This window comes from Maritimibacter dapengensis (assembly GCF_019218265.1).
GTDB classification, from domain to species: domain Bacteria; phylum Pseudomonadota; class Alphaproteobacteria; order Rhodobacterales; family Rhodobacteraceae; genus Maritimibacter; species Maritimibacter dapengensis.
Map to the genome: position 1 here is coordinate 1,096,837 of NZ_JAHUZE010000002.1, position 21,344 is coordinate 1,118,180.

A 21,344-nucleotide genomic window follows, 5' to 3' on the forward strand; every position below is an offset into this window, starting at 1 on the left:
TACCAATGCGTTTCACTACCACCATCTCGGCTCTGGCCATCTGTGCGGCCGGCGCTGCGTCCGCGCAGGACGTCGTCGAACTCACCTATTCGGATACGGTGCCGGAAACCGATCCGCGCTCGGCCATCCTGAAGGCCGAGTTCGGCGATTGCCTTGGCGACGGCTTCAACTTCCAGCCCTACCACGGCGCGACCCTGTTCCAGCAGGGCACCGAGCTGACCGCAATGCAGCGCGGCAACCTCGACATGGGCAACCTTGCTATCTTCGACTTCTACAATCAGGTCCCTTCGACCAGCGTTCTGGGCACCCCGTTCCTGTTCCGTGACTACGAGCACATGCGCGCCGTCTATGACAGCGATGTTCTGGCCGATCTGGAAGCCGAGATCGAGGAAAAGGCCGGGGTCAAGATCCTCGCCTATCCCTACATCGGCGCCCGTCATCTGGGCTACAAAGGCGACAAGGAATACATGACGCCCGCCGATCTTGAAGGCATGAAGCTGCGGATGCCAGGCGGCGAAGGCTGGCAGTTCGTTGGTCAAGCCATGGGCGCGACCCCGGTCCCCGTCGCCTTCACCGAGGTTTACACCGCGCTTCAGTCCGGTGCGATCGACGGTCAGGACAACGGTTTCCCGGCGACCGCGTCTATGAAGTTCCACGAGGTCATCAACTACATCGGCACCACGTCGCACCTGATCGCGGCGAACGAGTTCACCATCTCGCTCGACAAGTGGAATTCGATGAACGAAGAGCAGCAGGCGAAGGTGCAGGAATGCGCCGACAACTTCGAAGCCGCGCTTGACGCCTCGACGCTGGAGCTTGAAGAAAGCAAGCGCGCCGAGATCGAAGCCGCCGGCGTGACGGTCTATGCGCCCGATAACGCCGCCTTCCAGGAGCACGTGCTGGGTGTCTATGCCGACAGCAAGTACTCGGCCGATTGGCCCGAAGGGCTTGTCGAGGCCATTCAGGCCGTCGGTCAGTAAAAGACCACGTCAACGACCTTGGCAGGCGGGGGCAACCTCGCCTGCCTTCGCGAGCCGGAGGGGCACATGGAACAGGCAAAGACCATCTGGAACTGGCTGGGACGACGGGCCGAGAACATTCTCGCGCTGCTGCTGTTTTCCATGTTCGTCACCTTCATCCTGCAGATTGTCTTTCGCTATTTCCTGAGCCTGCCGGTCGGCTGGACGGTGGAATGGGTGACGATTGCCTGGCTCTGGGGCATCCTGTTCGGCTTTGCCTTCGTCGTACGCGAAACCGACATCATCCGGCTGGACATCGTTTATTCCGTCATGCCACGCGGCGTACGCCGGGGTATGGACGTGGTCGTCGGGCTGATTATCGCCGCGATTTTCCTCTACACCATTCCCGCCTCGTGGGATTACATCGACTTCATGATGCGCGAGCGCACGGCCTATATCCGTGTGCCGTTCTTCTGGGTCTTCATCATCTACATCCCATTCGCGATCTCGGTTGCCGTGCGCGGCCTGATGACCGCATGGGCCGGCATTCGCGGCACCGGGCCGACCTTCGACACCGAAGCCAGCGCGGAGACGCACGACTATGATTGATCCCTTCACGCTCGCGCTGATCCTGATTGTGGCGCTGACGCTCATGGGGGCGTCGGTCGGACTTGCCATGATCGCGGGCAGCTTCGTTTACCTGATCTTCAAGGGCTTCGACCCTTCGATCGCGTCCGAAACGCTGCTTCAGGGACTGTTCAACAACTACACGCTGCTGGCGATTCCGCTCTTTATCCTCGCCGCCGACATCATGAACATCGGGTCGCTTGCCGACCGTCTGCTCAGGTTCGCGCAGGCGCTGGTGGGCCGGTTCCGGGGCGGGCTGGGGCACGTCAACGTGGTCTCGTCGCTGATCTTCTCCGGCATGTCCGGCTCGGCCGTCGCGGATGCGGTCGGCATGGGCAAGATCATCATCAACCTGATGACGCGCGACGGGAAGTATTCGCACAGCTACGCCGCCGCGATCACCGCCGCCACCGCGACCGTCGGCCCGATCATCCCGCCGTCGATCCCGATGGTGCTCTATGCCATCGTGTCGGACCAATCCGTGGGCTTCCTGTTCGCCGCCGGGATGCTGCCCGGTCTGCTCATGGCTGTGATGATGGGCGTAATGAACTACATCATGGCCCGCCGCCACGACTTCCCGGTGGACGAGGTGGTACCGATGCGCGACCTGCCCGGCATCACGTGGAAGGCACTTCCGGCCCTGATGCTGCCCGTGATCCTGCTGGGCGGTATCTACGGCGGTATCATGACCCCGACCGAAGCCGCCGCCGTGGCCGCGTTCTATGCTCTGCTGGTCTCGGCGCTGTTCTACCGCTCGGTGTCGTTCAAGGATTTCTATCAGGCGCTTCTGGGCTCGGCCCGGTCGACCGCGAGCGTTGGTGTGCTGGTCGCCGGTGCCATCACCTTCAACTACGTCATCACGCGCGAAAACCTTCCCGTGTCGATCAGCGAATTCCTCGGTCAATACGAACTCAGCCGCTTCTGGTTCCTAATCGTCATCAACCTCCTGTTCCTCGCCTTGGGCATGGTGCTGGAAGGGGGCGCGATCCTGCTGATCATCGTCCCGATCCTGATCCCGTCGGTGAGGGCTATGGGGATCGACCTTGTCCATTTCGGCGTGATTGTCGTGGTAAACGCGATGATCGGGCTTATCACGCCACCTTATGGGTTGTTGCTGTTCATAACCGCGAACATCACGCAACAGCCGGTGGGGCGCATCATCCGCGACGTCTGGCCGTTCATCATCGCCCTGCTCGTGGCGCTGCTGGTCATCACCTTCGTACCGGACTTCGTCCTCTTCCTGCCGCGGCTTCTGGGGTACCAAGGATAGTCCCATGAAAACGTCCATTGCGACTGTTTCGATTTCAGGCACGCTTTCCGACAAGCTCGAAGCGATAGCGGCAACGGGGTACGATGGGATCGAAATTTTCGAGCAGGATTTCATCGCCTTCGACGGCTCGCCCCGCGACGTAGGCCGGATGGTGCGCGACCACGGGCTTGAGATCACGCTGTTTCAACCGTTCCGCGACTTCGAAGGGTTGCCCGAGCCGTATCGTTCCAAAGCCTTCGACCGGGCCGAGCGCAAGTTCGACTTGATGGGTGAGTTGGGCACGGACCTGGTGCTCTATTGTTCGTCGTGTCACCCTAAGGCGCTGGGTGGCATCGACCGCGCGGCAGACGACTTCGCCGAACTGGGTGAACGCGCGGCGGCGCGGGGCATGCGCGTCGGATACGAAGCGCTCGCTTGGGGCAAACATGTGAACGATCACCGCGATGCGTGGGAAATCGTGCGACGCGCGGATCATCCAAACATCGGCCTGATCCTTGACAGTTTCCATACGCTCGGGCGTGGGATCGACCCCGAAACGATCCGGCGCATTCCCGGCGACAAGATCTTTTTCATTCAATTGGCCGATGCACCCAAGATCGACATGGACCTGCTCTACTGGTCGCGTCACTTCCGCAACATGCCAGGTGAGGGCGATCTGTCGGTGCAGGCGTTCATGCAGGCGGTCATGGCCGCCGGTTATGCGGGTCCGATCAGTCTCGAGATTTTCAACGACCAGTTTCGCGGTGGGTCAACGCGCCAGGTGGCCCGCGATGGCTATCGGTCGCTCATCGCCCTGATGGACGATGTGCGACGGGCCGAACCGGAGATCAAACTCGACTTGCCCAAAATGCCGGCCCGCGTTGGAGTCGATGGTGTGTCCTTTGTCGAATTCGCCACGCGGGGCGCGGAGGCCCGGTCCCTTGAGGATTTACTACGGACCATGGGGTTCGAGAGATCAGGACGCCATCGCAACAAGGCCGTGACGCTCTGGCAGCAGGGCGACGCGCGGATCGTCGTGAATGAGGAAACCGAAGGCCACGCGGGCACGGCGTTCAATGCGCGCGGCACCACGGTATGTGACATCGGTCTGGCCGTCGAGAATGCACAAGCCGTAACGGAGCGCGCCGCGGCACTCGGTACCGGTCTCTTTTCTCAACCGATCGGTCCGGGCGAACTCGACATCCCCGCAATCCGGGGCCTGTCAGGATCGGTGCTTCATTTCATCGACGAGACCAGCGGACTTGGCGATGTCTGGGAAGTGGAATTCGGCGCCGAAAGAGTACCGGCAGGTGCTGGAATCACGCGGATTGACCATCTTGCCCAGACCATGAGCTATGAGGACATGCTGTCGTGGACATTGTTTTATACCGCCCTGTTCGACATGCAGAAATCTCCGATGGTCGACGTGTTCGACCCGGACGGGCTCGTCCGCTCGCAGGTGGTCGAGAGCCCCGGCGGTGCCTTACGATTGACGCTCAATGGCGCGGATAGCCACCGCACACTGGCCGGACGCTTCCTTTCCGAGACCTTCGGAGCCTCGGTGCAACACGTGGCGCTCGCGACCGACGACATTTTCGCGACACTCGACCGACTGGTCGAACGCGGTTTCGAATCCTTGCCGATGCCGCAGAACTACTACGACGATCTCGCCGCCAGATTTGACATCGCCCCTGACTTGCTTGAGCGGATGCAGTCGCTGAACCTGCTTTACGACCAAGATGACCGCGGTGCCTTTTTTCAGACTTACTCACGCGCATTTGCGGGCGGATTGTTCTTCGAAATCCTCCAGCGGGAAGCAGGCTACACCGGCTTCGGAGCCCCCAACGCCCCATTCCGCATAGCCGCCCAGAAACGTCTCCGGCGCGCAAAAGGTGTGCCGGGCAGGTAGCGCTGAAAAAGTGCTGGCCGCTTCGAAATGGTAACGTGTTGGGCCGAGAGGACTTATCCCGGAGCGAAGCGATCCTGACTCAATCCAATGGCCAACGTGTGAGTGTGCAGCCGGGACTACGAACCCCTTTGGAAACACGGAAAAATCCGGCCGGAGCCAAATTGAGAGAACGCTTTCGCGGGGGTAGATGGCGGAGAGACAGGGATTCGAACCCTGGAGACGGTTTCCCGCCTACACACTTTCCAGGCGTGCGCCTTCGACCACTCGGCCACCTCTCCGTGCGGCGCTATGTATCCAAGAACCCACTGCATGTGCAAGGGGGCTGGTGGAAATTTCGCGCCGGTGATTAGGGTTATCTGCAGACCCTGTAACGGTAACGCGAAATCACCTCGACATGGCGCAGCGTTGCGCGGCCCGGCGACAATTGCTGACCGGTCTGGCTATTGAAGCGACGCACGGCGTTCGCTGATCCGTTGCCCCAGATACCGTCGATCGCGCCGCGGTAGCAGCCGACGGCCTGGAGCCTTCGTTGCGTGCGTTTGTTGGCCACGATCTGGTTCCGGTTCGGGCTTGTGGTGACAACCGGCTTTTCGATCACGACGGTGGTCGTGCCCGATCCCGAAGACGACGAGGACCCTGCCGACAGGGTCTGCATCCGGGCCTGGGCCAGCGGTGCGAAGGTGCCTTGCGGGTATTTCGACAAATAGGCCGCGAACATCGACGGGTCTTCGCTGTCCTTGACGGATTCCCAGAACGCCATTTCCATTGCTGCGTCCTGCTTCGCACCGTCGAGGGCTGGTGCCGTGTCCGGGGTGCCGGTCACGATGGTCGGTCCTGCGGGTTCTATTCCGGGCGGCGGACCGGCGACGATCGCCATGTCGCAGGCCTCGTTCAATTCCGTTTCCTCGTCCATGCCGGGTTGAGGGCGGACGCCTTCTTCGATGGCGCGCAATTCGAGACAGGCCTCGGCGATCGGGTCGTTTCCGAGAATGGAACACATCTGGCCGTATTTTTGCCCGCCGGTGCTTTCCGCGCGTCCGGCCGCCTTGAAATTCTCAAAGACATCGCAAGGCGCGATCCATTTCTGTTCCTGTGCCATGACGGGGGTCGCGATCCCCGCCCCGACGAGCAATACGGCCGCCACGGCGGCAATTTTCCTGAAAATCATGTCCATCCCCTTCAATCCGACCGAAATCTGCGCGGTCGGTTCCGCATGGGCGGTCACCTTCGATGTGGCAAATCATCGACGCCCAATCGCCCCATACTGTTCAGTCTCCGTCGCCGTCGACGTCCGCGTCAAGTCCCGCGGGTGAATTTGAAGCGGCGGGCTGGTCGGCAGGATCGGTTCGGGTCGTGTCTTGGGCGGAAGATTCGTGGCGCTGCGGGGCGTGCAACGTCTCGGGGTTTCGGATCCATATGTCACGTTGCGCGAAGGGAATTTCGATGCCCTCTTCGGAGAACCGTTCCGCGATGGTGTGGTTGATTTCGTCCTGCACGATGAGGATCATGGTCACGTCCGACAGCATCGCCCGGATCTGGAAGTCCAGGCTGTCCGCGCCGAACGCCATGAAACCGACCTGAGGCGCGGGGTTCACAGAGATCAGCGGATGGTCCATGACGATCTCCATGAGGATCTCGCTCACCCGCCGCGTATCGGTGCCGTAGGCGACACCGATGTTGATCACCAGACGCCCGACCTTGTTGCCGCGCGTGTAATTCGTGACGGTCCCCGAGATGAAATCGGAATTCGGCACCACGACGTCCTGTCGGTCGAAGGTCTCGATCCGCGTGGATCGCACCGAGATGTCCTTGACGATCCCCATGTGTCCACCGACCGATATCCAATCCCCCTCGGAGATCGGCCGCTCGATCAACAGGATGATGCCCGACACGAAGTTCGAGACGATCGCCTGCAACCCGAACCCAACGCCGACAGACAACGCGCCTGCGACGATCGCGAGGGACGACAGGTTGATGCCCGCCGCCGTGATCGCGATGATGGCGGCGAGAAAGTAGCCGACGTAGCCGATGCCGGAGGTGATCGCATTGCGCCCGCCGACGTCGATGCTGGTCTTGGGCAGCACCGTTGCGCGCAACATGCCTTGCACGAGGCGTGTCAGGGTGTAGCCGATCACGAACACGACGATCAGGATCAGGATGTCGGAGGGCGTGATGACCGCCTCGCCCAGCGAAACGCCTTCACCGACACTCGCCCATATCTCGGCAAGCTCGGCTTCGCGCGCGCCCCAGATCAGCGCAAAAAGTGGCGTTGCGATGACGAGGGTCAGCAGGCTTACCAGGATCGGAACGAGGGCCTGATCGGCCTCTTCGACGGACTTGCGGAAGATCAAGCCATACAGATCGGTGTAGAAGCGATGAAGCGCGAGCAGCAAACCGACCAGCGCGAGCGAGAGCGCAGTGTTCCATAGGACATATTGCGCGAAATTGACGTAGCCGGTCAGGTGGACGAGCGGACCCACGACGCCGATGACCATGAGCGCGCCACCGGCAAGGCTCAGCGTTCGGTCGCGGAACCCGATCCCCTCGCCTTCCGCGCTCTCGTCCTCTGCGCGCATGGAATGCGACCGCAGCAATCGACCCATGCGGAACATGAGGATCGCCCCGACGAGAAGTACTGGCAGCGAAAGAACCGCGAGCGTGGCTTCCGAATAGCCTTCTTCGACGTAGAGGTCGTCGAGAAACCGATAGACGCCGTATGTCGCCCCGAGCGCAGCCGCTTCGAACCTGCCCTCGGACCGGGCAACGTCGACCAGGTTCAGGACCGCCCAGTCCGCACCCGGCTGGCCGAACACGCGCGAACCGACCCAACGGGCGATGATGAGATAGATGAGCGTGTAGTTCAGAAGGTCGAAGAAATAGCCCGGGCGCCCGTCCAGGAGCCCCATGATCGAGACGGCGATGAAAATCGAAAGCACGCCGAGAATTGGCGCGATCATCTGGCCGAGCGATATCAGGAACCCCCAGACCCCGCGGGCGGGACCTGTGGCGATCCCCTGCACCTTGTTGCCCGCTTTCACGACCCAACGACGTCCGCGCAAGAGCAGGATCACTGCAAGGCCAACAAAGACGGCAAGGGCGGCAAAGCTCTGCCGCATCTGCGCCCGGTGCGTATCTGATGTGACGGCTTCACGAGCCTCGTGCCACATCGAGGTCGCGGTGGCGCCGAGATCCGAAAGGGCGCGTGGCCAGTGCGCCGGGTTGATCGGGCTGGGCAAGGGCGTAAAGAGCGTGTCTGCCGTCCTTGACCGCAAAAGTTCGTCGATTTCGGAAATGATAGAATCTGCGCGGGCGTGCGCGATATCGGCGACCACCACCGGAGTTTCGATAAGCGCGAGTTGATCGTTCAGGGCCTCACGCTGGGCCGTCCGCGTACCGGATTCGCTACCTTCCTCGCCGGGCGGCGGCCCAAGCGCCTCGATCTGTGTCTTGAGCGTCGTGATGCGCACCGCGTTCTCGCCGCGCGCGTCTGCGAATTGCGACCGCCATGAGACGACTTCCGCGCGCAGGGACGACAACGCCTCTTCCGATGCGCGTCCGGTCTCCAGCGCCTGTTCGGCCCGGGTCGCGACTTTCGCCCAGGCCTCGTAATCGGGCGCGTCGGCGGGCATGTCGACCGTGGCTGCAAGCTCGGCGGCCGGAGATGCTTTGACCTCGACGGTCTGCGCTTCCTCTTGCGCGGGCATGGACTGGACCATCGGCGCGTTGATTTCAGGTTCTTCGCCTTGCGCGACCGCCGATGTGACGGTGAGCGCCAAGCCGACGAGGAGCGCCGCTAATATGGTGCCGAGGGTCCGCGTCATGCGTCTTCGAAAACGGTCGGCACGTCGCGCGTGTCCCGTTCAAGAAAAGCGGGCACCGGCAGACCTTTTTCTCGCAGGAATTCAGAATTGTAGAGCTTGGCCTGATACCTGGTGCCGTAGTCGCACAGGATCGTGACGATGGTTTTTCCCGGCCCCATCTCGCGCGCCATCTGGACTGCGCCAGCCATGTTCACCGCCGACGAGCCGCCGACGCACAGCCCCTCGTTTTCGAGCAGATCGAACGCGTAGGGAAGCGCTTCGGCGTCCGGGGCCCGGAACGCCATGTCGGGGGTGATGCCCTCGAGGTTGGCGGTGATGCGCCCCTGCCCGATCCCCTCGGTGATCGACGAACCTTCTGACGCGAATTCACCGGTGGTGTAGTAGCTGAAGAGCGCCGCGCCCTCGGGATCAACGATCGCCGCCTTGACGCCCTTGGGTTGGAGTGACAGGGCCAGCCCGCCGAGTGTCCCGCCCGAGCCGACTGCGCAGACGACACCGTCCACCTTGCCGCCGGTCTGCTCCCAGATCTCCGGACCCGTCGTCATTTCGTGGGCCCGGCGGTTCGCCACGTTGTCGAACTGGTTCGCCCAGATCGCGCCCTTGGGGTCGGTCTTGGCGATTTCGGCAGCCAGCCGCCCGGAATACTTCACGTAATTGTTCGGGTTCTTGTAAGGCACCGCCGGCACCTCGACCAATTCCGCCCCCGCGATGCGGATCATGTCCTTCTTTTCCTGGCTCTGAGTCTCGGGGATCACGATGATCGACCGAAACCCCATCGCCGACGCGACCAGACCGATACCGATGCCGGTGTTGCCTGCGGTCCCCTCGACGATCGTGCCGCCTGGTTCCAATTCGCCCCGCTCGATCGCATCCCGGATGATATAGAGCGCAGCCCGGTCCTTGACGGATTGGCCCGGGTTCATGAATTCGCACTTGCCGTAAATGTCGCAACCGGTCTCCTCGGACACCTTTTGCAGTTTCACCAGGGGCGTGTTGCCGATCAATTCTACGAGGTTCTTGCGCGTATCCATGCCCATCCCTTTCCTGGCGAATGTCAGGTCTTTGGTAAGTGACGCCTCGCCCCGCTTCAAGCCGGATCGCGTAGCCGGGCCCGATTGAGCGCGAGCCAGTAGGCCGAGACGACCAATGGGCCAACGCCCGCTTCATCACTCGCCACGAGGTCCATGAACCGCTCGAAAGACACGACATGGGAGCGAATGTTCTCGGCTTCCGAAACCAATCCGGCCACGCGCCCGTCGACCCCGGCAAGGTCGGCTTCCGCAACGTAGGCATAGACATATTCCGTGACGGCACCGGGGCTCGGGTAATGTCCCGAAACGTAGTGCAACTTGCCCAGAGCGAGACCCGCCTCCTCCAGCGCTTCGCGACGTGCCGTCGTTTCCACCGCTTCGCCCGGATCGACGCGTCCCGCGATCGGTTCGAGCATCCACGGATTTGGGTCGCCGCGCAAAAACGGCCCCATGCGGAACTGTTCGACCAATAGGACCGTATCCGCTTTCGGATCGTATGGAAGCACCGTGACGGCGTCGCCACCGACGAACCCCGCCCGGTTTACTTCCTGCGAGAAACTGCCGTCGAACCGGCGAAACCGCAGGTCGTGTTCCTCGAGCGTGAAGTAATTGGCGTAAGGTCGGCGCGCTTTGGTGATCTCGACATCATCCGCGACATGGTTGTCAGACCGAAGCGTGGCCGGTGCGGTGGTCTGCGCCCGAACGCGTGATCCTGCTCGCAACCGGATGGTCGGCAGTCGTTGGGCGAGTTCGTCGGGCGTAATCTCACCGTAATAGCCCATCGCTTCTTGCGCGGCTGCAACCCAGAGCGCCCCATGCAGGTCGGCCCAGTCCGACAGAACCCAAGGCGCCCCCGGAACTGCAGATAGGCTGGCGACATAACGACACGTTTCGACAGGTCCATTGTCCGTCTCGACCCGGACCGGGACCGGATCGTAGGCGAATCCGGCTTCGAAGAAGTCGAGCCGCGCGACATGATCTTCGGACAACCCCGTCACCAGAACACCGATGGTTTCCGCGTCGTCACGCTCCACGAGCATCGGGTAATCGGCGCCGGTCACCCAGTGCGCGGCGTAGCCCTCAAGCCGCGCGGACACGACAGACACGCCCGCGTCGCCCCCAAGCACGACGCGGCGCAGGGGTTCATGGCACAATGTGCCGAAGAGAAACATGGAACCGACGTTCACCGCGATCTCTTGGCCACCCAATGCGTGACCTGCCCGACGATGGCGCCTCCGATCAGGGTCGCCGCGATCACGTCCGGCTCTGCGATGACCTCGAGATATTCCATCGCCGCCTCGAACACACCGACCACCGCCTGCATGACCGTCTTGTATTTCATGTCGAATGCCCGGTCGATCATAAGCTTCGACGAGAACGCGAAAATGGTCAGAATCGCCTGCGCCAGAGCCGATGTCACCCCGACCCCGACAGCGTTGCCGTATTGCCGGTTCACGCGACGCCCGGTAAAGAGCCACCCGACGATGATCCCCGCGATTGCCGCCACGACCGGCATCATGCCGACCGGCTGTTCGTCGGGGAAGTAAGGCATCGCGAGGAACGAGACCCCAACACCAAGAGCGGCCAGCAGCACCGCGGCCGCCAGACGAGCAAATGTGGGCATGACGTTCTCCTATCCCGCGATGTGCCCGGTTCAGGCGGGTCGTCCGACCGTCACCTGCACCACGTCGCAGTTTTCCGCCTGAAACGCCGCAGCGCAACCCGCGAGATAGAAATTCCACATTCGGCGGAAGCGATCATCGAAGCCGAGCTGGGTGATCTCGTCCCAGCGGTCGTTGAAGGTCTGCATCCAGCGGCGCAGGGTCTGGCTGTAGCTCTGGCCGAATGCGATCTGGTCGCGCAGCGCGAGGCCGGCTTTCTCGATCTCGGCAGCGAGGACGGTTTTGGACGGCAACATGCCGCCCGGAAAGATGTATTTCTGAATGAAATCAACACCTTTTCGGTAGTTTTCAAAGCGCCGCTCGGTGAGCGTGATGATCTGGAGCGTGGCTTGTTTGCCCGGCTTCAGGCAATTCTTGAGTGTCTGGAAATAGACCGGCCAGTACTTCTCGCCGACCGCCTCGAACATCTCGATGCTGGCGATCCCGTCATATTGCCCCTTCTCGTCGCGGTAATCCTGAAGCTTGAACGTCACCATGTCGGACAGGCCCGCCTTTTCGATCCGGGCAACGGCGTAGTCGTACTGCTCCTGGCTGATGGTCAGGCAGGTGACACGCAGACCCCGCTTGCTTGCCGCATATTCCGCGAACCCGCCCCAGCCGCAGCCGATCTCGAGCACATGGTCACCGGGCTGCGCGCCCATCTGGTCGACCATGGACGCATATTTCTGTTCCTGCGCCTTCTCCAGGCTCTCCTGCCCGGTCTCGAACAGTGCGGAGGAGTAGGTCATCGTGTCGTCGAGCCAGAGCGTGTAGAAATCGTTGCCGAGGTCGTAATGGGCCGCGATGTTCTTTTTCGCCTGCCGTTTCGTGTTGGATTGGAGCCAATGGCGCAGGCGCTCGAACATCTGGACCAGTTTGGCGCCTTTGAACCCGCCATAGAGGTCGTCGTTGTCCGTCTGAATGAAATCGAGAAACGCCTGAAGGTCCGGGGTCGACCAGCTTCCGTCAAGGTAAGCCTCGGAAAAGCCGAGATCACCCTCCCGCACGAGGCGCGAAAACACGTCGTCGGTGTGGATGTGCACTTCTGCGACATGGCCGGGGCGTGGGCCCTCGGCCCGGAACACGCGACCGTCCGGCAGCACGAAATCGAGCCGCCCCTGACCGATACGCTTCGCCAATGCAAAGACCTGCGGAAAGAACCGCGGCAGGTCTTTTTGCCCCCTCGTCTCGGTGTGGATCATCGATGTTCCCCTGCTTTCGTATAAATCGAACGGATTTTTGCCGCCCAATCAAGGTTTTATTGGACCTAGCTCGCCTTCGGACGGTTCTGGTAGGCCGAGAGCGCCGCTTCGCGCCCCTCTTTGAGACCAACGATCGGGCGCTCCGGATAGTTTTCATGCGCCGAAAGATTCCATGATCTCGGGACCGCGTCGAAATAATCCAGAGCGGTCTCGGGCGGGTTCTTTTGACCTTCGGCGATGAACGCAGAAAGGTATTCGCCGTCCGGGTCGAATTTCTCGGCCTGGGTGTCCGGGTTGAACACACGGAAATAGGGTGCGGCATCGGGGCCGGACCCGGCCACCCATTGCCAGCCCATCGCGTTCGAGGCGGGATCCCAGTCGGTCAGGCACTCTTCGAACCAGCGCATCCCGACTTTCCAATGGATCATGCAATTCTTGGTCAGATAACTCGCGACGATCATGCGGGCGCGATTGTGCATCGTGCCGGTGACATACATCTCGCGCATCGCAGCATCGACGAAACGCACGCCTGTGCGCCCCTGTTTCCACGCTTTGACCTCGGCAAGGCGTTCGTCATCGCGCCAGGGAAAGTCGTCCCATTCCTCGCGCCAGTTGTCGGTCAGAATGCGGGGCGTGTTGTACATCAGGTGATAGGCGAACTCGCGCCAGACCACCTCTTTCACGAAATGCTCTGCGCCGGATTTGCCGTCCTCCATCGCACGCTGCCCTGCGGCCCAAAGGCTCCTTGGGGAAATCTCGCCGTAGGTGAGGTATTCGGACATGCGCGACGTCGCGTCTTCCCCCGGCAGGTCGCGGTCGGATTTGTAGCGTTCGACCTTGTCGCGGATGAACACGGCCAGCCGGCTCCGTGCCGCCGCTTCACCGGGTTTGGAGTATTTGGCAAGCACCTCCGCACCGCGGTTCATCGCCGCGCCCATCGCCCAATCGTCCAGCACATCGCTTTTCGGCCATGTCTCGGGCGTGGATAACGAGGGGGCGGACAGCGGCGCACCGGGATCGCGATCTTTCACCGCACGCCAATAGGGCGAGTAAACCTTGTACGGGCCGCCGTCCTGCGTCTCGACCGTCCAGGGTTCGAAGAGGAGATGGCCTGAATGGCTTTCGGCTTCGATACCCGCGTCTTTCAGGGCTGATTTGACGTCCGTGTCCCGGTCGATGGCGTCTGGATCATAAAGCCGGGACCAGTGCACTGCGGTCGCCCCGGTTTCGTCGACCATTTCGCGCAATACGTCGAGCGCGTTGCCCCGGCGCAGGATCAAGCGGCTCCCCTTGTCTTCCAGCGCATCCGCAAAGGCGCGAAGCCCCTCGCCCATGCGCCATTTGGCGGCGGCGCCAAGGCTGTCGACGGAATGGTCCTGGATGAACAAGGGAATGACCGGGCCAGCTTCTGCGGCGGCGGTCAGGGCGGGATTATCAGTCAGGCGCAGGTCTCGGCGGACCCACCAGATCACGGGTGCATCAGTCATGGGAGTATTACGCAGGGCGGCCCGGTCAGGTTCACTGACGCAAAGACATCGGGCATCCACATGTCATGTCAATCGTCGCGCAGGCCGGCATCGCGATAGAGCGCCTCGATTTCCTCGAGCACTTTTTCGTTCATCGGGCCCGTTCTGTCGACGAGCCACTTGGCCGTTTTCCTGTTCTCTGCCAGCGCCATGCGCGAGATCTCCAACGCGCATTCTGCAACGGGCCCACCTGTATCGCGCGCCTCGTTGACGGCACGCATCAGGGCGCTCATGCGCTGTTGCGGATTATTGCGCTGGAAACACCCAGTCATCTTGATGATCTCGTTATGCGTGGCCATCGCGATCTTGCCTGCATTGAGGTCCACGCAATAGCGGTAACGTGCGGCAGCGGCTTCGGTCTCGCGGATCGCGTCGAGTTGGTCTTGCAAGGCGCGGGCATCCTTTGCCGGGTAATATGTTCCGCCCCCTGCTTCGGCTATCGCCTCGAGTTGCGCGGCGGTGACAGCATCGACGCCGAAGCCGATCGTGTTCACATGCGTGGAAACACCCGCGTCGATCAGCGCCTTGGCACTCGTGACCGGGTCCCCGTCGCAGGTCTCTTCCCCGTCCGAGATGAGATAGACCACCGGGACCGGCCCCGGTTCGCCCTCCTCCAACGGCAACGCCGCAACGACCTCGCCCGCATGATCCAGAACACCAGCGAGCGGCGTCCATCCGGTCGGCTGAAGCCCGGCAATGGTGCCGTCCAGTTCCGACCGGCGCGTATCGAACCCGTGGATCAGCTCGGTCGCAGCGCAGGAAACGTCCTTGCCCTCAGGCTGGTTGGTCCCCTCATGGCCGTAGACCATGAGACCGACCTCGATGTCGTCGTGCACCTCGGTGAGAAACCGCTGCGCTTCGCGCTTGGCGGCCTCCATCTTCGACAGGCCGCCAGCTGGTCCGGCCATCGACCCCGAGGCGTCGATCGCAAGGATCAGGTGGGTGGTTACGGCGCCCGGCGTGAAGCTTTCAGGTGGCGTGCACTCATCCAGCACGTAGACCGGTGTATCAGGTTCGCATTGGTCAAGATCGACCGGAACGGTATCTGAAATATCGGCATAGAGGTCGGCGAAGACCGCCGTGCAATCCGGCGATCCTTCCTGCGCCTGCGCTGCCCCACTCGGCACGATCAACGCAGCCGCCGCGAGGCGAATGACAGTTAGCTTCATCTAGGGTCTGTCCTGTTCCGCAAACGACTTGAACGCCGCCATATTCTTGGCAGTCTGTTTGCGAAACATGCCGGGTGCAAGCGTGGCCAGCACTTTGAGGATGAAACTCTGAGGGCGAAATTCGCACTCCATCGTCCAGCGGGTGCTGCCGCCGAGGTCTTCGAACCGGTTCTCGTTTCGGTTCCACATGCCGTCGGCCTCATAGATTGCGACGAAACGCTCCGGGAGGTTACGCGATGTCGATGCTTTCCGAGTATCTCATGTGCGGGTCTCCTAGCACCGCGAAACGGACGGCCCCGGCGCGAACGCCGGGACCGGGTCTATTACTCAGCCGGTGCGGCTTTCATCACCTGACGTTCCGCCGTGAGCCCCCGCCAGATGGCGAAGCACATCACGAGAAGAACGACCGTGAAGGGCAGACCGGTGGAGATCACCATGGACTGCAAGGATTGCAGCCCGCCTGCCGAGAGGAGGAGCACGATCGCGACCGCGCCCTCGAACACGCACCAGAACACACGCTGAGGAACCGGCGCGTCGACCTTGCCGCCCGCCGTGATCGTATCGATGACCAGCGAACCGGAATCCGACGAGGTCACGAAGAACACGATCACGAGGATGATGCCCACCAGCGAGGTGAGGCCCGCGAGCGGAAGCACGTCCAGCATCTTGAAGAGCTGAAGCGACAGTTCGGCATCCTGTGCGGCAGTGTAGCCATCCTGGATCACCTGCTGGATCGCGGTGCCGCCGAAGACGGTCATCCAGATCACGCAGACGAAGGACGGGATCAGGAGCACGCAGATCACGAACTCACGCACCGTCCGGCCACGCGACACGCGGGCGATGAACATGCCCACGAACGGTGACCAGGAGATCCACCAGGCCCAGTAGAACGATGTCCAGCCCTGCATGAAGTTGACGTCTTCACGGCCAACCGGGTTCGACAGCGCCGGCAGGTATTGCAGGTAGGCACCGAGGTAATCGACGAAGCCTGTAAGCACCGCGACGGTCGGACCCACGATCAACGTGAAGATCAGGAGCAGTGCCGCAAGACCCATGTTGATCTCGGACAGGATCTTCACCCCGCCGTCCAGCCCGCGCAGCACCGAGATAAGTGCGATGGCCGTGATGGCCGAAATCAGGATCACTTCCGTCGTGGAGCCGATCGGGACGCCGAACAACTCGTTCAGACCGGCATTCGCCTGCGTGGCCCCGAAGCCCAACGAGGTTGCAAGACCGAACAATGTCGCGAAGACTGCGAGTACGTCGATGATGTGGCCCCACCAGCCCCAGACACGATCGCCGAGGATCGGGTAGAATGCCGAACGGATGGTGAGCGGCAGGCCCTTGTTATAGCTGAAAAGCGCAAGCGCGAGCGCCACGACCGCGTAGATTGCCCAGGGGTGGAGGCCCCAGTGGAAAATCGTCGCGGCCATGCCGAGACGCACGGCGGCCTCTTCATTTCCTTCCGCGCCGCCAAGCGGTGCCCAGTCCGTTCGCACCCCACCTTCGACGGTGGTGCCGCCGAGAGATGTGGAGAAGTGGGTGAGCGGCTCGGACACGCCGTAGAACATGAGGCCGATGCCCATGCCCGCAGCGAAAAGCATCGCGAACCAGCCGATATATCCGTAATCCGGCTTTGCATCCAAGCCGCCCAGCCTGACCTTGCCCACGGGGGTCACGATCAGAACGAGGCAGAAGATGACGAACAGGTTCGCCGCTCCGAGGAAGAACCAGTCGAAGCTCTTTGTCACGAAGCTGAACATCGCCGAGAACGCGTTGCCCGCCTGCTCCGGCAGGGCCAGCGTGTAGAAGACGAAGAGGACGATGGCGAGCCCCGAGATGAGGAACACCGGGTTATGGATGTCCAGACCGAATGGCCCGATCTGGGTGTTGATGTTATCCTGACCGATTTCGTAATCGGTGTCGATCAGATCGGAATGGCCGTCGGGCGACGGAATTCCCTGATCGTCGAGTTCATTATCAGCCATGATGGCTCCTTCCCTTGCTAAACTGGTGGCGCGTCAATCTCCGCGCACCACCATGACCGAGCATTTTGCGTGACCTGCGATTTTTCCGCCGTTCGACGGCCAGATGTAATCGACGAGTCCCGGAACGTGGCTTTGCATGACCACAAGGTCGGCTCCGACCTCGCCCACGGCCTTCAACAGCGCATCGTCCAACTCGGTGGTGGGATCGTTACAGATGACCGGGTGTGACCCGGATTTGGCCCCTGTCGAGGCCGCCTCGGAACTTGCGAATTCCGATAGCTTCTTTCCGAATTGCTCCGGGTTCTTGCCCAATGCGCCCGGCGTGTCGGCCCCGACGCCGACATAGGTGATGTCGGAGCCGTAGAGCTGTGCGAGGTCGCCGGCGACCTTGCGGGCGTGCTTCAGACCGTCCAGATGCGACAGGTCGATCGGCACCAAGATGTGTTGGAACATCTCCCCTCCTTCGCGTGAGGTGAGCGTCCGGTTCCGAGCCGCGCCCTCACGTCGTCTCGTTGTCGGGGGGTCCCCCGGCGTCCCCGGGGCACGTCCGCCCTTGGTGCGACAGGTTAACGCAGGTTAACTCGATTTCCCAATGGAAAAAGCCATTTGCGACATACGCGTCGCAAATGGCCCTCCATCGGTCGCGCAAGGCGCGTCAGCCGTTCACATCGACGACGACCCGGCCCTTGACCTGTCCGTTGAGAATGTCCGCCCCGAGTTTCGGCAGGTCCGACAGCGTCGCGGTCTGCACCATCGCGTCGAGTTTTTCCATCGGCAGATCGCGTGCGATCCGCTCCCAGGCGCGAAGGCGATTCTCATAGGGCTGCATCACGCTGTCGATGCCCAGAAGGTTCACGGCCCTGAGCAGGAATGGCACGACCGTCGCCGGAAGCCCGGCCCCGCCCGCCAGCCCGACCGCAGCGACCGAACCGCCGTATTTCATCTGACCCAGAACGCGCGCGAGCATCTCGCCGCCTACCGCGTCGACGCAGCCGGCCCAGGTCTCGGTCTCCAACGGTCGCTTGGTGGTTTCGTTCAGTTCCTCTCGCGGCACGATCCGGGACGCGCCGAGGCTCTTGAGGTAGTCGCCCGTCTCTGGTCGCCCGGTCACACCCGCGACGTCGTAGCCAAGATGCGCGAGGATCGCGGTCGCGACCGATCCCACGCCACCCGCGGCCCCCGTCACCAGCACTTCGCCCTTGTCTGGCGTGAGCCCGTGATCCTCGAGCGCCATGACCGCGAGCATGGCCGTGAAGCCCGCCGTGCCGACTGCCATGGCCTGCCGAGGTTCAAGACCTTTCGGCAAGGGAACCAGCCAGTCTGCCTTGACCCGCGCCTTCTGCGCGTAACCGCCCCAATGGACCTCGCCGACTCGCCAGCCGGTGAGCACGACCTTGTCGCCCGGTTTGTACCGATCGTCCTCGGAGGCTTCGACCGTGCCCGCGAAGTCGATCCCCGCCACGTGGGGATAGTTGCGCACGAGCCCGCCGCCTTTGGGCGACAGGCAAAGCCCGTCCTTGTAGTTCACGGTGGAGTATTCGACCGCCACGGTCACATCGCCCTCGGGCAACGCGGTCTCGTCGATCTCCTTGATTTCGGCTTTGGCGAGCCCGTCCTCGCCCTGTTCCAGCATCAGTGCCTTGAACATGATCTCTCCCCATTCTTGCGGTGACGTTCCCAAATGTCATACAATTGATCCGAGCGTATTGAAAGGCCCGGCCCGATGAAAACGAACCTGACCCCGAAGCGGGAGCTGTCCGCCCAGATCGCAGACCGCATCCGCGCTGCAATCATCGACGGCGCGCTCAAGGTCGACAGCAGATTGCCCTCGGAAGCCGAGCTTGCCGAAAGCTTCGGGGTCTCCCGGCCCACGGTGCGCGAGGCGTTGAAACGCCTTGCGGCAAAGAACCTGATCCGCACCCAACGCGGCGCGACCGGGGGCGCCTTCGTGAACCGGATGACATATCGCGAGGCCCGCGACGATCAGGTGACGACCTCCACGCTGCTGCTTTCGATGAACGACGTGAGTTTCGAGGCCGCGTGCGAAGCACGGTTCGCGCTCGAGGTGTCCTGCATCGCGCTCGCCTGCGCCCGGCGTGAGGACGAGGACCTCGCAGCCATGGAGGCCGAACTCGTGCGGCAGGCGGACGAGACGATCACCGACGAAGCCTTCTGCGCCTCCGACGTCGCCTTTCACCGCGCCTTCGTGGATGCCGCGAAAAACCCGGTCCTGTCCTACCAGCTCGCCGGTGCAGTCGAAGCGATGCAGCCACTCATGAACCTTATCACATACACGGGCCGATCTCGTGCGCGCATCCTTCGGCGTCACCGGCGGTTGTTGACCGCGCTCACGGCCCGCGACACCGCCGCCGTGCATGACGCCCTCGACGACCTCGCCGCCTACACGGTCAAGATCGCCGGAGAAGTCGAGGCGGCCAAGGCGCGTTAGCGGGGCGTTGGCGAGGATTCTGCGTGTCCGACACGGGCCACTGCGCGCGCCCTCCGATGCAGCGTACATGTCATGCGAATTCGACGAGAAATCCGCGCCGGATTCCGCTGCGCCCCCTTTTCAGGCGGGTCGCCGCGCCCTATATGTGGGCTGTTCCGCAAGGAACTATGGACATAAACGCGCTCGTAATAAGCGGATCGGACCCGGGGGCGGTACCCGGCGGCTCCACCAAAAATCCTTCGTTTGGGGATCATGGGGCCGAAATAGGATCGACGAACGTCTAAAGGGGTTTGCTTTGTCCCGGTGAGATACCACCGTTATCGGTTCACTTAAGCTAGTTGCAAACGACAACAAAGCTCCGATCGCTCTCGCCGCCTAAGCGGTGCGAAAGATCGAAATCTAAGCCCTTGCGCCTAGCAGCGTAAGGCGGGGTTCGCAGGCACCTGGCAACAGAAGCCTGCATTTTCATTTCTTGCCCGGGTTACATTTCCCTGCCTATCTGCGGGCATGACCGGGCTACGCGACCTCATCCTCACATTCGGCAAGATCGGGCTTTTGTCCTTCGGTGGCCCAGTCGCCCAGATCGGCGTGATGCACCGCGAACTGGTCGAGCAAAAGCACTGGCTTTCCGATGCCGAATTCACGCGGGGGCTGACATTCGCGATGCTGCTCCCTGGCCCCGAAGCCATGCAGCTTTGCACCTATGCCGGTTGGAAACGGCGTGGGACGTTGGGCGGATTGATCGCGGGCGCCCTGTTCGTGCTGCCCGGAGCCGTGTTCATGGCCGCGATCACACTCGCCTATCTGAGATGGGGGCAGACGCCGGACGTGGTCGCGGCGTTTCTTGGGATCAAGGCGGCGGTCATCGTGGTGGTGGCACAGGCGCTCATTCGGCTGGATGCAAAGATGATCACGTCATTGCAGCCGAGACTCCTTGCGTTCGTGGCCTTCCTGGTCCTCACGCTCGGGCTTGCGCCATTCCCTGTCGTGGTCTTGGCCGCAGCGCTCGTCGGTGCGTTCACCGCACCGCCCGGACCCCGCGCAACTACGGCTGTCTCGTCCGCACCCCGTTTCGGGAGGAGTGTGACCACCGCGATCTTGTGGGGGGCAATTTGGCTCGCCCCCCTTGTCGTGCTCTGGGCCACCAGCGCGGGAAGGCTTACTGAGATATCCGCCTTTTTCACACGTCTCGCCGCCTTCAGCTTCGGAGGCGCTTACGCGCTCTTGGCATGGATGAGCGATGCGCTGGTCACCGATAAAGGCTGGCTCTCGCCCCAACACATGATCGACGGTCTTGGATTGGCCGAGACCACACCCGGCCCCTTGGTGCTCGTGACCCAATTCGCGGCGATGGTCGCCGCTGCCCCGCTGGGCCCCGGCCACATGGCCGCCGCCGCCCTCCTGACGCTTTGGGCGATCTTCACCCCCTGCTTCGGCCTCGTTTTCACGCTCGCCCCGCATCTCGACCGGCTCACCGACAACCCGCGCCTGTCCTCGGCTCTCGATGCCGTGTCCGCCGCGATCGTCGGTGTCATCGCATCGCTCACAGTCTTTTTCGCCCGCCACACACTGATAACGGACGGCATGTTCGACCTGCGTGCGTTGGGGCTGACAGGCTTGGCTGGGTTGCTCCTGTTCCAGCTCCGCCTGCCGCTGCCAATTCTTCTGATCGTCATGGCCATTGCAGGGGCCACCGTCGGGTGGCTGACCTGATGTCGCCCCCTTTTCATCCCTCCCGAATCCCTTATGGTGA

General features: G+C 62.3%; 18 protein-coding genes, 1 tRNA gene and 1 other RNA gene. 7 read left to right on the plus strand and 13 right to left on the minus strand.

Going from position 1 to position 21,344, the window contains the following annotated elements; all coding sequences use genetic code 11:
• Positions 1-5: 5 nt before the first annotated feature.
• The 4 genes from dctP to KJP28_RS11785 all read left to right on the plus strand — a co-directional run bounded on the left by dctP (position 6) and on the right by KJP28_RS11785 (position 4,744).
• Complete coding sequence (gene dctP, locus KJP28_RS11770; RefSeq protein ID WP_138421571.1) at positions 6-980, plus strand: TRAP transporter substrate-binding protein DctP; 975 nt, start codon at positions 6-8, stop codon at positions 978-980.
• A 66-nt stretch (positions 981-1,046) separates the two neighbouring features.
• Positions 1,047-1,568, plus strand: coding sequence for a TRAP transporter small permease (locus KJP28_RS11775; RefSeq protein ID WP_218392720.1), 522 nt, complete (start codon positions 1,047-1,049; stop codon positions 1,566-1,568).
• Positions 1,561-2,856 carry a TRAP transporter large permease gene (locus KJP28_RS11780; RefSeq protein ID WP_218392721.1) on the plus strand — a complete coding sequence of 432 codons (1,296 nt, stop codon included), beginning with the start codon at positions 1,561-1,563 and terminating at the stop codon, positions 2,854-2,856. Before KJP28_RS11775 ends, KJP28_RS11780 begins: the two co-directional genes overlap by 8 nt.
• 4 nt (positions 2,857-2,860) lie before the next feature.
• The gene (locus KJP28_RS11785) at positions 2,861-4,744 is read left to right on the plus strand and encodes a bifunctional sugar phosphate isomerase/epimerase/4-hydroxyphenylpyruvate dioxygenase family protein (RefSeq protein WP_218392722.1); all 1,884 of its coding nucleotides are present in this window, start codon (positions 2,861-2,863) and stop codon (positions 4,742-4,744) included.
• Positions 4,745-4,932: 188 nt separating this feature from the next.
• On the opposite strand, the gene KJP28_RS11790 is transcribed toward KJP28_RS11785, so the two are convergent.
• The 13 genes from KJP28_RS11790 to acuI all read right to left on the minus strand — a co-directional run bounded on the left by KJP28_RS11790 (position 4,933) and on the right by acuI (position 18,790).
• A tRNA-Ser gene (locus KJP28_RS11790) sits at positions 4,933-5,022 on the minus strand.
• 74 nt (positions 5,023-5,096) lie between these two features.
• Positions 5,097-5,912 (minus strand): peptidoglycan-binding domain-containing protein, encoded by an 816-nt coding sequence (locus KJP28_RS11795; RefSeq protein ID WP_218392723.1) that lies wholly within the window; start codon positions 5,910-5,912, stop codon positions 5,097-5,099.
• A 100-nt stretch (positions 5,913-6,012) separates the two neighbouring features.
• The gene (locus KJP28_RS11800) at positions 6,013-8,565 is read right to left on the minus strand and encodes a DUF3772 domain-containing protein (protein WP_218392724.1); all 2,553 of its coding nucleotides are present in this window, start codon (positions 8,563-8,565) and stop codon (positions 6,013-6,015) included.
• A complete protein-coding gene (locus KJP28_RS11805) occupies positions 8,562-9,596 on the minus strand; it encodes a cysteine synthase A (RefSeq protein WP_218392725.1) in 1,035 nt (344 codons plus the stop codon). The genes KJP28_RS11800 and KJP28_RS11805 overlap by 4 nt, the downstream gene beginning before the upstream one ends.
• Before the next feature lie 56 nt (positions 9,597-9,652).
• A complete protein-coding gene (locus tag KJP28_RS11810; protein ID WP_218392726.1) occupies positions 9,653-10,783 on the minus strand; it encodes an NUDIX domain-containing protein in 1,131 nt (376 codons plus the stop codon).
• Positions 10,780-11,220, minus strand: a complete 441-nt coding sequence (locus tag KJP28_RS11815) for a TrgA family protein (protein ID WP_218392727.1) — start codon at positions 11,218-11,220, stop codon at positions 10,780-10,782. The genes KJP28_RS11810 and KJP28_RS11815 overlap by 4 nt, the downstream gene beginning before the upstream one ends.
• Positions 11,221-11,250: 30 nt before the next feature.
• Positions 11,251-12,459 (minus strand): SAM-dependent methyltransferase, encoded by a 1,209-nt coding sequence (locus tag KJP28_RS11820; protein WP_218392728.1) that lies wholly within the window; start codon positions 12,457-12,459, stop codon positions 11,251-11,253.
• A gap of 65 nt (positions 12,460-12,524) precedes the next feature.
• Positions 12,525-13,946, minus strand: a complete 1,422-nt coding sequence (locus tag KJP28_RS11825) for a cryptochrome/photolyase family protein (protein ID WP_218392729.1) — start codon at positions 13,944-13,946, stop codon at positions 12,525-12,527.
• Positions 13,947-14,014: 68 nt separating this feature from the next.
• A complete protein-coding gene (locus KJP28_RS11830) occupies positions 14,015-15,154 on the minus strand; it encodes a vWA domain-containing protein (protein ID WP_218392730.1) in 1,140 nt (379 codons plus the stop codon).
• Positions 15,155-15,343 carry an SRPBCC family protein gene (locus KJP28_RS11835; RefSeq protein ID WP_218392731.1) on the minus strand — a complete coding sequence of 63 codons (189 nt, stop codon included), beginning with the start codon at positions 15,341-15,343 and terminating at the stop codon, positions 15,155-15,157. It abuts the gene before it with no gap.
• Positions 15,344-15,477: 134 nt separating this feature from the next.
• On the minus strand, positions 15,478-17,142 hold the full coding sequence (locus KJP28_RS11840; protein WP_218392732.1) for a BCCT family transporter: 1,665 nt from the start codon (positions 17,140-17,142) through the stop codon (positions 15,478-15,480).
• A 33-nt stretch (positions 17,143-17,175) separates the two neighbouring features.
• The gene (locus tag KJP28_RS11845; RefSeq protein WP_218392733.1) at positions 17,176-17,595 is read right to left on the minus strand and encodes a universal stress protein; all 420 of its coding nucleotides are present in this window, start codon (positions 17,593-17,595) and stop codon (positions 17,176-17,178) included.
• Between the two features lie 202 nt (positions 17,596-17,797).
• A complete protein-coding gene (gene acuI, locus KJP28_RS11850; protein ID WP_218392734.1) occupies positions 17,798-18,790 on the minus strand; it encodes an acrylyl-CoA reductase (NADPH) in 993 nt (330 codons plus the stop codon).
• A 75-nt stretch (positions 18,791-18,865) separates the two neighbouring features.
• On the opposite strand from acuI, the gene KJP28_RS11855 reads away from it, so the two are divergent.
• The 3 genes from KJP28_RS11855 (at position 18,866) to chrA (ending at position 21,304) form a co-directional block, all read left to right on the plus strand.
• Complete coding sequence (locus KJP28_RS11855; RefSeq protein ID WP_218392735.1) at positions 18,866-19,591, plus strand: FadR/GntR family transcriptional regulator; 726 nt, start codon at positions 18,866-18,868, stop codon at positions 19,589-19,591.
• A 113-nt stretch (positions 19,592-19,704) separates the two neighbouring features.
• Positions 19,705-20,055, plus strand: a transfer-messenger RNA (tmRNA) gene (gene ssrA, locus KJP28_RS11860).
• 43 nt (positions 20,056-20,098) lie between these two features.
• The gene (chrA, locus tag KJP28_RS11865) at positions 20,099-21,304 is read left to right on the plus strand and encodes a chromate efflux transporter (protein WP_218392736.1); all 1,206 of its coding nucleotides are present in this window, start codon (positions 20,099-20,101) and stop codon (positions 21,302-21,304) included.
• The last annotated feature ends 40 nt before the right edge of the window (positions 21,305-21,344 follow it).